The organism is Streptomyces sp. CB01373 (assembly GCF_002803075.1).
Classification (GTDB): domain Bacteria; phylum Actinomycetota; class Actinomycetes; order Streptomycetales; family Streptomycetaceae; genus Streptomyces.
In genome coordinates, this window is the sequence record NZ_NNBK01000002.1 from 280,535 (window position 1) to 294,336 (window position 13,802).

At 71.3% G+C, this 13,802-nt stretch carries 11 protein-coding genes; 3 read left to right on the forward strand and 8 right to left on the reverse strand.

Translation table 11 applies throughout. From position 1 onward, the window contains the following. Positions 1 to 518 precede the first annotated feature (518 nt). The 7 genes from CG719_RS03535 to CG719_RS03565 all read right to left on the reverse strand — a co-directional run bounded on the left by CG719_RS03535 (position 519) and on the right by CG719_RS03565 (position 9,623). Positions 519 to 2,147, reverse strand: a complete 1,629-nt coding sequence (locus CG719_RS03535; RefSeq protein ID WP_100566970.1) for a pyridoxal phosphate-dependent aminotransferase — start codon at positions 2,145 to 2,147, stop codon at positions 519 to 521. A gap of 181 nt (positions 2,148 to 2,328) precedes the next feature. Beyond that, positions 2,329 to 3,573: a multiple monosaccharide ABC transporter permease gene (gene mmsB / locus CG719_RS03540; RefSeq protein WP_100566971.1), complete on the reverse strand. Its 1,245-nt coding sequence runs from the start codon at positions 3,571 to 3,573 to the stop codon at positions 2,329 to 2,331. Continuing rightward, positions 3,570 to 5,129: a multiple monosaccharide ABC transporter ATP-binding protein gene (gene mmsA / locus CG719_RS03545; protein ID WP_100566972.1), complete on the reverse strand. Its 1,560-nt coding sequence runs from the start codon at positions 5,127 to 5,129 to the stop codon at positions 3,570 to 3,572. Before mmsA ends, mmsB begins: the two co-directional genes overlap by 4 nt. Before the next feature lie 53 nt (positions 5,130 to 5,182). Then, positions 5,183 to 6,292: a multiple monosaccharide ABC transporter substrate-binding protein gene (gene chvE, locus CG719_RS03550; protein WP_100566973.1), complete on the reverse strand. Its 1,110-nt coding sequence runs from the start codon at positions 6,290 to 6,292 to the stop codon at positions 5,183 to 5,185. Between the two features lie 60 nt (positions 6,293 to 6,352). Further along, on the reverse strand, positions 6,353 to 7,321 hold the full coding sequence (locus CG719_RS03555; RefSeq protein ID WP_100566974.1) for a hypothetical protein: 969 nt from the start codon (positions 7,319 to 7,321) through the stop codon (positions 6,353 to 6,355). Positions 7,322 to 7,458: 137 nt separating this feature from the next. Next, entirely contained in the window at positions 7,459 to 8,463 is a 1,005-nt protein-coding gene (locus CG719_RS03560; RefSeq protein WP_100566975.1) for a zinc-dependent alcohol dehydrogenase, read from the reverse strand. Next, a complete protein-coding gene (locus tag CG719_RS03565; protein ID WP_100567190.1) occupies positions 8,460 to 9,623 on the reverse strand; it encodes a mandelate racemase/muconate lactonizing enzyme family protein in 1,164 nt (387 codons plus the stop codon). Before CG719_RS03565 ends, CG719_RS03560 begins: the two co-directional genes overlap by 4 nt. Before the next feature lie 241 nt (positions 9,624 to 9,864). Here CG719_RS03565 and CG719_RS03570 point away from each other — a divergent pair, with 241 nt between their 5' ends. After that, positions 9,865 to 10,755 carry an SCO2400 family protein gene (locus CG719_RS03570; RefSeq protein ID WP_442802704.1) on the forward strand — a complete coding sequence of 297 codons (891 nt, stop codon included), beginning with the start codon at positions 9,865 to 9,867 and terminating at the stop codon, positions 10,753 to 10,755. Positions 10,756 to 11,695: 940 nt separating this feature from the next. Here the strand turns inward: CG719_RS03570 and CG719_RS03575 are convergent. Continuing rightward, complete coding sequence (locus CG719_RS03575; RefSeq protein ID WP_100566977.1) at positions 11,696 to 12,145, reverse strand: MarR family winged helix-turn-helix transcriptional regulator; 450 nt, start codon at positions 12,143 to 12,145, stop codon at positions 11,696 to 11,698. Between the two features lie 87 nt (positions 12,146 to 12,232). Here CG719_RS03575 and CG719_RS03580 point away from each other — a divergent pair, with 87 nt between their 5' ends. After that, entirely contained in the window at positions 12,233 to 13,231 is a 999-nt protein-coding gene (locus CG719_RS03580) for an NADP-dependent oxidoreductase (RefSeq protein ID WP_100566978.1), read from the forward strand. 120 nt (positions 13,232 to 13,351) lie between these two features. After that, positions 13,352 to 13,771, forward strand: a complete 420-nt coding sequence (locus CG719_RS03585) for an organic hydroperoxide resistance protein (protein ID WP_100566979.1) — start codon at positions 13,352 to 13,354, stop codon at positions 13,769 to 13,771. Positions 13,772 to 13,802 lie beyond the last annotated feature (31 nt).

Sequence of the window (13,802 nt, forward strand, 5' to 3'; positions counted from 1 at the left end):
GGTGCGGGTGCGGGTGCGGGTCCGGGTGCGGTGGCCGGGTCGGTCGTCATCCGGCCTGGTTCGTGCCTCCCGCGTTGGGCCGGTTCTGGGGGGTGGGTCGGCCGGTGGCTGGGGTCAGGGTCGCGGAGGCGACCGCGAGCCGGGATGCCCGGCGGGTGCGGGTCCGGGTGCGGTGGCCGGGTCGGGGGACGTCGTTCCCGGCCCGGTCGTCATCCGGCCTGGTTCGTGCCTCCCGCGTTGGGCCGGTTCTGGGGGGTGGGTCGGCCGGTGGCCGGGGGCGGGGGCCGCCGAGGCCACCGCGCGCTGGGATGTCCGGCGGGTGCGGTGGCCGGGGGATGCCGTTCCCGGCCCCGGCTGTCATCCGGCCTGGTTCTTGCCCGCTGCGGTGGGCCAGTTCTGGGGAGTGGGCACCCCGGTGGCCGGGGTCAGGGGCCGCGGAGGCCCACCGCGGGCCGGGGTGTCCGGCAGGTCAGGGTGCGGTGGCCGGGGCCGGGGGATGCCGTTCCCGGCCCCGGCTGTCATCCGGCCTGGTTCATGCCTGCCGCGTTGGGCCAGTTCTGGGGGCTGGGCCAGCCGGCTGCCGGGGCCGGGGTGAGGCCGGGGCCCTCGGGGGGCGGGGCGGTCATGCCGCGCACCTGGGCGGCGGTGAGGCCACCGCGGGCCGGGACGCCCGGCGGGGTGGGCCCAGGGACGGGGGGCGGGGCCTGCTGCGCCGGCGGTGCCAGGGGCTGCATCGGGGCCGGTGCGGGGACCGGCGGCAGGGGCGCGGCGGGGACGGGCGGCTGCGGGGCCGGGGCCGCCGACGCCGTGGCGGGGAGCGGCATCGCCATGCCGGGGGCCGGGGCGGCCATTCCCGGGGCGACGGCCATTCCCGGGGCGGCCAGCGCCGGGGCGGGGCCCGCCATGGCGGCGGTCACGGCGGCCGGTATTCGCATGCCGCCTCCGTTGGTCTCGCTGACCAGCCGGTCCACCGCCGCCATACCCGAGCTGTAGTTGGTCCCTGTCCCCAACTCGGGTACGGCGGCTCCCTTCCTGCTGCCGTAGAGCACCTGTTCCAAGGCGGACACGAGACGACGCACGTCCACCTCGGGGCGCACCACGAGCCGCAGGAAGCGGCTGGAGGAGCCGATCTTGTTGCCGCACTCGCGGACCAGGATCCGGTGCTCGGTGAGCAGCCGGTCCCGTACCACGGTGCCCTCGGCGCCCACGGGAAGGCGCACGAAGAGGAAGTTGCCCTGGGACGGGTAGACCGTCAGACCGGGCAGCGCCGAGAGATGGGCGGCCATCTCCATCCGGTCGCGGCGCACCTGCTGAAGGCTCTGCCGGTACTCCGTGCCGTGCTCCTTGAGCATGAACACCACGTGCTCGGCGAAGGAGTTGAGGTTCCACTTCGGCAGCATCGAGCGGATCTTGCCCGCCAGCGCCGGGTTGGCGACCAGGTATCCGAAGCGGATCCCGTGCAGGCCGAAGTTCTTGCCCAGGCTGCGCAGCACGACCACGTTCGGGCGCAGCATGGCCTCCTGCACCACGCTCGGCTCGGCCTCGGCGTCGGCGAACTCCAGGAACGACTCGTCGATCACCACCAGGTCCAGGTCGGCCAGGGAGTCCATGAACTGCACCATGGCGTGCTTGGGCACGAAGCCGCCGTCGGGGTTGTTGGGGTTGCAGACGACGGCGACCCTGGTCCCCCGCGCCCGGATGAACTCGGTGTACTGCGCCAGGTCCAGGGCGAAGCCGCTGGACTCCTGGAGCGGGAACATGTCGACCCGCTTGCCGGTCTCCATGGGCTGATCGGTCCAGCGGCCGAAGGTGGGGACGGGGACGGCCAGGGACTCGCGCACCAGCAGGTGGTCGATCCAGGTGATCAGTTCGGTCGAGCCGTTGCCCATCGCCACGCACTGCGGCGGCAGTTGGAGCAGGTTGCACAGCTCGGCCGTGATCGTGTCGGCGCTGGACGGGTAGTACGTGACGATCTCGCGCAGCCGTGTCGCCATGTCCTGGAACATGTCGGGCGTGGGGAAGTAGGGGTTGCACGGAATGCAGAAGTCCACCGGCCCGGCCCCGTCGCCGCCCTCCCGCGTCAGCGCCGCCATCGACGGACTGTGCGCCGAGGTGCTGCGGAACAGCGAGGTGACGTTGTCGGCCATGGAACCTCCATATGGGGCGGGCCCGGTGGGGGCGGCCGGGTCCGTCGTTCTGGGGTGGCCCGCGCGGGGGAGCGCGGGCCGTTCATGGATACGGAGACGGAGGCGGCGTTGTTCAACTCATGTGTGAGAAGTGTGGTTTCCGGGTAGCCGTGGGCCCCGCTCGGGTACGGCGCGAGCCGGCCTACGAACCGGACCTGCGCTTGTTCCACACGTCGAACCCGACCGCGGCCAGCAGCGCCAGCCCCTTGATGACCTGCTGCCAGTCGGTGCCGACGCTGAGCAGGTTCATGCCGTTGTTCAGCACGCCGAGGACGAGCCCGCCGATGATCGCGCCGAGCACGGTTCCGACGCCGCCGCTCATGGACGCGCCACCGATGAACGACGAGGCGATGGCCTCCAGTTCGTAGTTCACGCCGGCCTTCGGAGAGGCCGCGTTCAGGCGGGCGGCCACCACCAGTCCCGCCAGGGCCGCGAGCACGCCCATGTTCAGGAACACCTGGAAGGTGACCCTCCTGTCCTTGACGCCGGACAGCTTCGCGGCGGGCAGGTTGCCACCGATGGCGTAGATGTGGCGGCCGAAGACGGCGTTGCGCATCACATAGCCGTAGCCGACCACCAGCACGCCTAGGACGATCAGCACGATCGGCGCGCCCTTGTAGCTGGCGAGCAGCAGCGTGACGACCAGGACGGCGGCGACGAGGGCGACGAGCTTGAGCGCGAACAGCCGCGCGGGCAGCACGTCGAGGGAGAACTCCTGCTGCCGGCGCCGGTCGCGCACCTCCTGCCACACCACGGAGGCGATCAGGACGAGGCCGAGGAGCAGGGTGAGGTTGTGGTAGTTGGTGCTCGGCCCGACCTCGGGCAGGAACCCGTTGCCCATCTTCTGCAGCCCGCCCGGGAACGGGCCGAGGGTCTGGCCCTTGAGCAGGATCTCCGTCAGCCCGCGGAAGAGCAGCATCCCGGCGAGGGTGACGATGAACGACGGTATGCCCAGATACGCGATCATGAACCCTTGCAGCGAGCCCGCGGCCGCCCCCACCAGCAGGCACAGGCCCACCGCGACGGGCCACGGCACCTGGTGGCTGACCGTCAGGGCCGCCGCCACCGCGCCGACGAACGCGGTCAGCGAGCCGACCGACAGGTCGATGTGTCCCGCGATGATCACCATCATCATGCCGATGGCCAGGATCAGGATGTAGCTGTTCTGGAGCACCAGGTTGGAGACGTTGCGCGGCAGCAGCAGGTCCCCTCCGGTCCAGATCTCGAACAGGACGACGATCAGCCCGAGCGCGATCAGCATGCCGTACTGCCGCATGTTGCGGCGCAGGCCGTTCAGCACCAGCCCCAGCAGACCGCGGCCGGTGGCCGCCGCGCCGCGGTCCGGTGGTGCGGGGGCCGGGGGTTGCGCGGTCACGTCCGTGCTCATCGCGTCACCTCTTCGTCCTTCGTGTTCTTCGTCATGTGGCGCATCAGCACTTCCTGGGTGGCCTCCGCCCGCGGCACCTCACCGGTCAGCCGCCCCGCGGCCATCGTGTAGATGCGGTCGCACATGCCGAGCAGTTCCGGCAGTTCGGAGGAGATGAAGACGACCGCCTTGCCCTGGGCGGCCAACTGGTTGATGACCGTGTAGATCTCGTACTTGGCGCCCACGTCGATGCCGCGCGTGGGCTCGTCCAGGATCAGCACCTCCGGACCGGCGAAGATCCACTTGCTGAGGACGACCTTCTGCTGGTTGCCGCCGGACAGTCTGCCCACCGGCTCGAAGACGGTCGGCGCCTTGATGTTCATGGACGTGCGGAACGCCTCGGCGACCCGCTGCTCCTCGTGCTCGTCCACCACACCCCGCCGGGCCACCTTGCGCAGCGCGGTCAGCGAGATGTTCCGGTGGACGGTGTCCATGAGGTTCAGGCCGTAGTGCTTGCGGTCCTCGGTGACGTAGGCGATGCCGTGCCCGACCGCCTCCGCGACGGTCCTGGTGCGGATCTCCCGGCCGTCCTTGAGGACCGTGCCGGCCGCGTACCGGCCGTAGGCGCGGCCGAAGACGCTCATCGCCAGTTCGGTACGGCCGGCGCCCATCAGGCCCGCGATGCCGACGATCTCGCCGCGCCGCACCCGGACCGACACGTCGTCGACGACCCGGCGCTGCCGGTCGATCGGATGGAACACGGTCCAGCCCCGGATCTCCAGGGCCGGGGCCGCGCCCTCCTGGGGCTGGTGCGGGGTGCGTTCGGGGAAGCGGTGGTCGAGGTCGCGGCCGACCATGCCCGCGATGATCCGCTCCTCGGTGGTGCCGGCCGCCTTCACATCCAGGGTCTCGATGGTGTGGCCGTCGCGCAGGATCGTCACCGAGTCGGCGACCTGGCGAATCTCGTTGAGCTTGTGGGAGATGATGATCGAGGTGATGCCCTGCTCCTTCAACTCAAGGATCAGTCGCAGGAGTTTGCCGCTGTCCTCGTCGTTCAGGGCCGCCGTCGGCTCGTCCAGGATGAGCAGCTTCACGGACTTCGACAGCGCCTTGGCGATCTCCACCAGCTGCTGCTTGCCGACGCCGATGTCGGCGACCCGGGTCTCGGGGTGCTCGTCGAGACCGACGCGGCGCAGCAGCGCGGTGGCGTGCCGGAGGGTGTCGTTCCAGTTGATGAACCCGCGCGTGGCGTGTTCGTTGCCGAGGAAGATGTTCTCCGCGATGGACAGGTACGGCACCAGCGTCAGCTCCTGGTGGATGATGACGATGCCGCGCCGTTCGCTGGCCCGGATGTCCTTGAAACGGCACACCTCCTGCTCGAAGAGGATCTCGCCCTCGTAACTCCCGTGCGGATGGACGCCGGAGAGCACCTTCATCAGGGTGGACTTGCCGGCGCCGTTCTCCCCGCAGATGGCGTGCACCTCGCCCTGGCGAACCGTCAGCGTGACGTCCGACAGCGCTTTGACACCGGGAAAGGTCTTGCCGATCGAGCGCATTTCCAGGACGGGTCCCGCCATGGTCGTGCCTTCCAGTCGGTTGGGGTCGGTGGATGCGGCGGTCGCTTCCCCGGCTACTTGTTCAGCTCGGCGTCGCTGTAGTAGCCGCCCTTGACCAGGACCTCCTCGTAGTTGCTCTTGTCGACGCTCACCGGTTGCAGCAGGTAGGCGGGCACCACCTTCGAGCCGTTGTCATACGTCTTGTCGTCATTGACCTGCGGCTTCTTGCCCTTCAGTGAGTCGTCGACCATCGCCGAGGCGATCTCGGCGAGCTTGCGGGTGTCCTTGTAGACGGTCTGCGTCTGCTCGCCCGCGATGATCGACTTGACCGAGGCCAGCTCGGCGTCCTGACCGGTGACGACGGGCAGCGGCTTGCTCCCCGAGCCGTAGCCGTCCGACTTCAGCGCCGACAGGATGCCGATCGAGATGCCGTCGTAGGGCGAGAGCACCGCGTCGACCCGGCCGCTCTTGTAGGAGGAGGTGAGGATGTCGTCCATGCGCCGCTGCGCGGTCGCGCCGTCCCAGCGCAGGGTGGTGACCTTGGTGAGCTGCGTCTGGCCGGACCTCACCTTCAGCTTGCCGCTGTCCAGGTAAGGCTTCAGGACGCTCATCGCGCCGTTGAAGAAGTACTTGGTGTTGTTGTCGTCGTTGGAGCCGGCGAACAGCTCGATGTTGAACGGGCCCTTGCCGTCCTTGAGGCCGAGCTTGTCGACGATGTAGCCGGCCTGGAGCCGGCCGACCTTCTCGTTGTCGAAGGAGGCGTAGTAGTCGACGTGCTCCGTGCCGAGGATCAGCCGGTCGTAGGCGATGACCGGGATGCCGGCGTCGGCCGCCTCCTGCAGGACGTTGTTCAGCGACTTGTTGTCGATGGCGGCGACGATCAGGCCCTTGACGCCCTGGGTGATCAGGTTCTCGATCTGCGAGACCTGGGTGTCGGGGTTGTCCTCGCCGAAGACCAGCTTGGTCCGGTAGCCCTTGGCCTGGAGATCCTTGACGACGTTGTCGCCGTCGGAGATCCACCGCTCGGAGGACTTCGTCGGCATCGCGATGCCGATGGTGGCGCCCTTGGTGCTGCCCGGCTTCTCCTTGCTGCCGCCCTCGCTGTTCTGCCCGCAGGCGGACAGGGTCAGGGCGAGGGACGCGGCTGCGGCCGTGGCGGCGAGGGCGGCTCTGCGGTTGCGCATGGTGATCAGTCCTTGTCCGTCTGGTCGGTGTGGGGCGTGGGGAGGTGCTCGCGGCGTTCGTCAGGCGCCGGTGGGGAAGCGGTGGAGCGGGCCCGGGAGCCGGGAGCCGAGTGGCGCCATGTCACCGGCGGCGCCGTGGCGGGCGAGCAGGTCCAGGGCGAGCCGGCCGCGCCGCACCCGTTCCCGGGCCGTGGCCAGGGTGAGCTCCCGCAGGTGGTGTCCGTACGGGTAGATGCCGGGCGCCTTGGACAGGCCGAACTTCAGGTAGAGCGGTGCGCCGCGCCGGATCAGCTCGGCGACCTCGTACATCCGGACATAGCCGCCGAGGTCGTCGGGCGCCTCGATGTACATGTCCATGGGGGCGCCCGACACCCGCCGGATCTCGGTGAGGTGATCGAGCGTCAGATCGCTGGGCACGTTCACGGAGTCGGCGCCCAGACGCTCGAAGACGGCGTACGACGCCGGGTTCACGGGGCCGATCAGCGCGGACACCTTCAGGGTGGTGTCGGCCGGGATCAGGCCCGTCGTACGCGCCCGGTGCAGCGTCCACAGCACCCCCTCGTCGGCGACCAGCAGACAGCGCACGCCCAGCTCCGTGGCCCGGACGGCGTCCTCGACGCACCCGGCGACCGCGTCGTGGCCGCGGGCCCGCAGCCCCGCCCCGCGCGAGTCGGAGCGCACCGAGCCCCCGGTGTCCCAGGTGCCGCGCGGGCCGGTGAACAGGCACAGTTCGACGCCGTGCGCGGTACTCGCGTCGACCATCTCGCCGATCTCGGCGTCGGTCAGCATCCACACGCCGCTGCCCTGGCTGATCCGGTGGATCGGCACATCGAGCCGTGCGGCCTCGTCGAGGACCACCGCCAGCGCCTCCGGGCCCTCGCACGAGGGGATCTCCGTGCGCCAGCGGCCGCCGCCGGGGAAGGCGTGCGGCGAGGTGTCGGCGGGGTCGAGGGCGGGGGCGCCGAGGCCCAGTGCGGTGAGCGTCTGCTCAGCGGGTCTGCGGGCGGCCGTGGCGGAAGCGTCGGTCACAGGCTGTCCTTCGTGTTCGGTGTCTCGGACAAGGTTCGTGGCTCCGGGTATGGCGGGCCGTGCACGGGGCCGGCGGTGACCCGGGCCCGGTGTGCCGCTCGCGGCGTCCTCGGATCGCGCCGTGAGCGGCACTCGGGTCACGGGCGGAGCAGCACCTTGCCCACCTTCGGATCGCCCGCCCCCACCAGGTCGATGGCGTGCGAGAACTCGGCGAGCGGGAGCTCGTGGGTGACGAGCGGGAGCGGATCGAGCAGCCCGGCCGCGAACATCCGCACTGTGTGCGCCCAGGCGTGCGGCGGCGCCCCGAAGACGGTGTGCACCTCCAGCTGCCGTACGACGAGGTCGGTCGGGTCCAGTCCCTCGGCGCCCGGTGCCGGGATGCCCGTCAGGACCAGCCGCCCACCGCGTCTGAGCAGCCCGGCGGCGGTACGCGCCGCGTCCGCCGACCCGGCCGTCTCGATCACCACGTCGAAGCCGCCGGGCAGCCGCCGGTCCTTGGTGGAGAAGCCGGTGGCGCCGAACCGCCGGGCCAGGGCCTCGCGGTCGTCGCGCGTGCCGACGACCAGCAGCTCGGCCGGGGAGAGCGCCTTGAGGAACTGCACGGCGAACATCCCGAGCGTGCCGGTGCCGACCACGGCGACCCGCTCGCCCGGCCGGGCGTCCGCCTTCAGCGCGGCCGCCGCGACACAGGCGGCCGGCTCCAGCAGCGCGGCGGCGGTGAGGTCGGCGTCCTCGGGCAGCACGTGCAGCAGCCGGGCCGGCAGCGTCAGCGTGGTGGCCATCGCGCCGGGCCGGGTGAAGCCGGTCTCCTCGTACCCCGCCGTGCACAGGGTCGTCTCGCCCGCGTGACAGTGGTCGCACACCTGGCAGTTGCGGAAACCCTCGCCGACCACCTTGCGGCCCACGAGAGGGCCGGGCACCCCGGCGCCCACCCGCCGGACCGTCCCGGACCACTCGTGGCCCGGCGTCAGCGGGTAACGCACGTACCCGTCGGGCCGGTTGCCCTGGTACACCTCGCGGTCGCTGCCGCAGATCCCCACGGCGTGCACGGCGACCAGCGCCTCGCCCGGTCCCGGGTCGCGCGGCGTGTGCCCGGCGATCCGGTGCGTGCCCGGGGCCTCGACGACGACCTCGGTGCTCACTTCGTCCCCTTCGGCCTGCGCTGCTCCCAGCCCTCGGCCCACAGGTCGAACCGGGCCTGCTGCTGGGGGAATTCGGCCGCGGCGTCGACATCCAGCTCGACGCCGAGACCGGGCGCGTCGGAGAGGTGGAAGCAGCCGTCCTCCGGGTCCACCCGGGGCGCGCCCCTGACCACCTTCTTGATCTCCGCGTCGGCGAAGTCGTTGAAGTGCTCCAGGACCTTGAAATTCGGTGTGGTGAAGCCCACTTGGAGCGAGGCGGCGGTGAGTACGGACCCGCCGACGTTGTGCGGGGCGACGAGCATGTAGTGCGTCTCGGCGGTCGCGGCCAGCTTCCGGGTCTCCCAGATGCCGCCGATGTGGCCGACGTCCGGCTGGATGATGTCGGCGGACTGGTCGTCGAAGAGCTCGCGGAACTCGATCCGGTCGTGGATGCGCTCGCCGGTGGCGACCGGGATGTCGACCTTGGCAGCGACCTTCCGCAGCGCCTTCAGGTTCTCCGGCGGCACCGGCTCCTCCAGCCAGGCCGGGGCGAAGGGCGCCATCTCCCTGGCCAGCCGGACGGCGGTGGCGGGGGAGAAGCGGCCGTGCATCTCCAGCATCAGCTCGGTGCCGGGGCCGATGGCGTCCCGTACGGCCTCGATGAGCGAGACGGCGTACAGGGTCCCCTCGTGGTCGAGTTCGAAGTGCCCGGTGCCGAAGGGGTCGATCTTGAGCGCCCGGTAACCGCGCTCCACGACCCCCTGCGCGGCCTTGTGGTACGCCTCCGGGGTGCGCTCGGTGGTGTACCAGCCGTTGGCGTACGCCTTCACCCGGTCGGTGACCTTGCCGCCGAGCAGCTGCCACACGGGGACGCCGAGCGCCTTGCCCTTGATGTCCCAGCAGGCCATCTCCACGACCGCGATGCCGGACATCACGATCTCACCCGCGCGGCCGAAGTCGCCGTACTTCATACGGCGGACGAGGTCCTCGGCGGCGAACGGGTCCGAGCCGAGGATGTGGTTGGCCTCGGCCTCCCTCAAGTAGCCGATCAGAGCGTCGGTGTGGCCCAGCATCCGGGTCTCGCCGACCCCGGTGATGCCCTCGTCGGTGTGCACCTGGACGTAGGTCAGGTTGCGCCATGGCGTCCCGACCACATGGGTGCTGATTCCGGTGATGCGCACGGTGCCCGCCCCTCGGCTGCTCGACATCGTTGTCGTCGTTGTCGTGGTTGTCGTCGGTGTTCGAGATTTCGTCAGACGTTCGAAATGCTGGCGCGACAGTAGGGATGGGGTGGTGAGGGTGTCAATGGGTCCGACAGATAACGGTTTTGGCGGGCCTGTCGGTCACTTTTTCGATCCCGCACAGAACCTTCACAGGGGTGGCTAGGAACCGCGCCCATCCGGAACTTAGTCTTCCCGCGTCATGAACTACTGCCACCCGTGCCGACGGCACCTGAACGGCGCCCTCGCCTGCCCGGGGTGCGGCACCCCAGTGGAGTCACCTCCCGCGAACGCGGAGGACCCCGGGGTGAGTGCGGAACCCACTGCCACCCAAGTCCCGCAGGAGAGCGGGGAGTTCCACCCCGACGAGGAGCGCGATCGGGCCGACGGGGGTGACGGTGACGACGGTGACGACGGCCATGCCGAGCCCGAGGGGCGGTCCGGTCGGCGCCGCTCGCGCGGCCGGGGCGGAGCGGCCGAGGGCGCCGAGGACGTCGAGGCTGACGAGGACGACACCGAGGACGCGGAGAGTGCGGGGGGCGGGAGCGCGAGCCGGCGGGACCGCAAGGCGGCGGTCCACCGCAGGCGCCGCCGCCGCATCCTGCTGACAGTCGTCGGCTTCGTCCTGGCGGGCGGCGGTCTGAGCCTGGCCGAACTCGGCGTCGACGCGCCGGGCCTGCCGGGCTTGTCCAGCCAGGAGCCGGCCGCGGTCGGCGACGACGTGTCCGAGGACGACGCGTCCCCCTCGGACGCCGGCGGGACGGCCGGGCCGGCTGGCGACGCGCCGGGGACCGCCACGGACACGGCCACGCCGGACGCCTCGAAGTCGGCCTCTCCCTCCGCCTCCGCGAAGGACGACAAACCGGAACCGGACGCGAGCGACACGAGCAGCCCCAGGCAGTCGGCCGAGGCGCCGGCGCAGAGCGACACGGGCCGGAGCGCGGACCGGCCGGGCGCACCGGACTCCGCGACCCCGGAGGCGCCCCAGCCCGCGGACCCCCCGGCAAGTGATCCCGCCCCGCCGCCCCCTCAGCCGGACCCCACACCCACCCCGACCCACACCTGCGACCGCTTCCTGTGGTGGTGCACGTAGGGCGCGATGCGCGGGCCTGAGGGCGCACGGCGGCTCGACGCTGAACAGGGCGGCGACCACGGGTGATTGGCGCACCCGTAGCCGCCGCACTACCGGCGCCGGGCCGCGCGCCCCCATGGCGGCGGCCGCGCTCAGCCGAGCCGCGCCGTTCAACCGGCCCTCAGTGGAACTCGTCGCCCCGAGCCCTTCGGCCCGAGCCCTTCGGCCCGCCGGCCAGGGCGGAGCCCTTCGGCCCGAGCCCTTCGGCCGAACCGCTCAGCCCGGGTCCCGGGGACCTGAGCCCCTCGACGCGATCCCCTCGATGCGAGCCCCTCAGCCGGACCGCTCAGTCCGAGCCCCTCGACCCGAGCCGTTCAGTCGAGCTGCTCAACCCGAGCCCCTCGGCGCGAGCTTTTCGGCCGAGCTGCTCAACCCGAGCCCCTCGGCGCGAGCTTTTCGGCCGAACCGCTCAGCCCGGGTCCCGGGGGCCTGAGCCCCTCGACGCGAGCCCCTCAGCCGGACCGCTCAGCCGAGTTCGTCGGCCGAGCCCGTCAGCCGAACCGCTCAGCCCGAGCCCCTCGGCGTGAGCTTTTCGGCCGAACCGGTCAGCCCGGGTCCCGGGGGCCTGAGCCCCTCGACGCGAGCCCCTCAGCCGGACCGCTCAGCCGAGTTCGTCGGCCGAGCCCGTCAGCCGAACCGCTCAGCCCGAGCCCCTCGGCGTGAGCTTCTCGGCCGAACCGGTCAGCCCGGGTCCCGGGGGCCTGAGCCCCTCGAGGCGAGCCCCTCAGCCGGACCGCTCAGCCGAGTTCGTCGGCCGAGCCCGTCAGCCGAACCGCTCAGCCCGGGTCCCGGGGGCCTGAGCCCCTCGACGCGAGCCCCCTCAGTCGGACCGCTCAGCCCGAGCCGCGGGGTCCGAGCCCCTCGGCCCGAGCCCCTCAGTCGAGTTCGTCGCCCGGGCTCGTCAGCCCGGCTCCCCCTCGTTCGTCATCCGCCGCAGCAGGTCACGCAGTGCCAGCCGTTCTTCCTCGGAGAGGCTCGCCAGTGGCTCCCGGGCGAAGCGCAGCCCTTCCCGCAGTTCGCGGGCCACGCGCCGCCCCTCCTCCGTCGCCGCCGCCAGCTTCACGCGCCGGTCGCCCGGATCCGGCCGCCGCTCCACCAGTCCCCGTGTCTCCAGCCGGTCCACGATCCCGGTGACGTTCGACGGCTCGCACTTCAGCTTCTGCGCCAGCCTCCGCATCGGCAGCGGCTCCAGCGACAGCAGACTCAGCAGCCGCGCCTGCGCCCCGGTCAGCGCGTGCTCACCGGCCGCCTCCTCGTAGTCCTCGTAGAAGCGGGCCACGACGTCCCCGATCAGCTCGACGACCTCCAGGGTCAGCGCGTCGGGGCGGCGGGTGTTCGGTGCGGCGGCCATGCGACCAGGGTACCGGCGTACTTGACTTGATGAAATATTCAGGTGCATGGTTGTTTCAGTAACTGAAGTAACTGAAAGGCGCCTGTCGTGATCAACCGAGAATGGCACCTGCTCAGCCGCCCGGTCGGCTGGCCGAAACCGGAAGACTTCGCCCTGGTCGAGGCCGAGGTCCCGCAGCCGGGCGAGGGCCAGGTCCTCGTGCGCAACGAGTACCTCTCCGTCGACCCCTATATGCGGGGAAGAATGAACGCGGCCAAGTCGTACGCCGAGCCGTACGAACTCGGCAGGCCCATGCAGGGCGGCGCCGTCGGCGAGGTCGTCGCCTCCGAGGCCGAGGGGATCGCGGTCGGCGACCACGTCCTGCACTTCGGCGGCTGGCGCGAGTACGCCGCCGTCAACGCCCGCGGCGCCGTCAAGGTCGACCCCGCAGCCGCACCCCTGCCGGCGTACCTCGGCGTGCTGGGCATGACGGGGCTGACCGCCTACGCCGGTCTGCTGCGCATCGCCTCCTTCAAGGAGGGCGACGCCGTCTTCGTCTCCGGCGCGGCCGGCGCGGTCGGCGGCCAGGCCGGGCAGATCGCCAGGCTCAAGGGCGCGTCGCGGGTGATCGGCTCCGCGGGCTCCGACGAGAAGGTCCGGCTGCTGACCGAGGAGTACGGCTTCGACGCCGCCTTCAACTACAGGAACGGCCCGGTGGCCGAGCAGTTGAAGGCCGCCGCCCCGGACGGTGTCGACGTCTACTTCGACAACGTCGGCGGCGAGCATCTGGAGGCCGCCATCGGCTCCCTCAACCTGGGCGGACGCATCGCCGTCTGCGGCATGATCTCGGGGTACAACAACACCGAGCCCGCCCCTGGCCCGAGGAACCTCGCCCGGCTGATCCAGACCCGCGGCCGTATCCAGGGCTTCCTCGTCGGCGACCACTACGACCTCCAGCCCGAGTTCGTGCGGGAGGTCGGCGCCTGGGTGCGCTCGGGCGAGCTGAAGTACCGCGAGACCGTCGTCGAGGGCGTCGAGCACACCCTGGAGGCCTTCCTCGGCGTGCTGCGCGGAGACAACACCGGGAAGATGATCGTCAAGCTGTGACCGCGCTCTGGCAGCCGTTCCCCGAAGTTCCGACATGCGGTAACTTCATTCCGGAACCTGAAACCGCCAGGTGCGACCGTGGGCGCGAGTCGCGGCGGACGTAGGAAGGAACGCAACCCCATGGCCATCCAGCACTCCGACGTTCTGTACACCGCCGTCGCCACCGCCGAGAACGGCCGCGACGGCCGTGTCGCCACCGACGACGGCAAGCTCGACGTCGTCGTCAACCCGCCCAAGGAGATGGGCGGCAGCGGCGCCGGCACCAACCCCGAGCAGCTGTTCGCCGCCGGCTACAGCGCCTGCTTCCAGGGCGCCCTCGGCGTCGTCGCCCGCCAGGAGGGCGCCGACATCTCCGGCTCCACCGTCACCGCGAAGGTCGGCATCGGCAAGAACGAGGACGGGTTCGGGATCATCGTGGAGATCTCCGCGGACATCCCGAACGTCGACGCCGCCACGGCGAAGAGCCTGTTGGAGAAGGCCCACCAGGTCTGCCCCTACTCGAAGGCGACCCGAGGCGACATCACCGTGACACTGGGCTGAGCCGTACGGCTCGGTCGCCCGCGCCCGCGCA

What these genes read in the sequence shown, in the direction of transcription:
- CG719_RS03535 (WP_100566970.1), bottom strand. Translation starts at nt 2,147, where the DNA reads ATGGCCGACAACGTCACCTCGCTGTTCCGCAGCACCTCGGCGCACAGT.
- mmsB (WP_100566971.1), bottom strand. Translation starts at nt 3,573, where the DNA reads ATGAGCACGGACGTGACCGCGCAACCCCCGGCCCCCGCACCACCGGAC.
- mmsA (WP_100566972.1), bottom strand. Translation starts at nt 5,129, where the DNA reads ATGGCGGGACCCGTCCTGGAAATGCGCTCGATCGGCAAGACCTTTCCC.
- chvE (WP_100566973.1), bottom strand. Translation starts at nt 6,292, where the DNA reads ATGCGCAACCGCAGAGCCGCCCTCGCCGCCACGGCCGCAGCCGCGTCC.
- CG719_RS03570 (WP_442802704.1), top strand. Translation starts at nt 9,865, where the DNA reads ATGAACTACTGCCACCCGTGCCGACGGCACCTGAACGGCGCCCTCGCC.
- CG719_RS03575 (WP_100566977.1), bottom strand. Translation starts at nt 12,145, where the DNA reads ATGGCCGCCGCACCGAACACCCGCCGCCCCGACGCGCTGACCCTGGAG.
- CG719_RS03585 (WP_100566979.1), top strand. Translation starts at nt 13,352, where the DNA reads ATGGCCATCCAGCACTCCGACGTTCTGTACACCGCCGTCGCCACCGCC.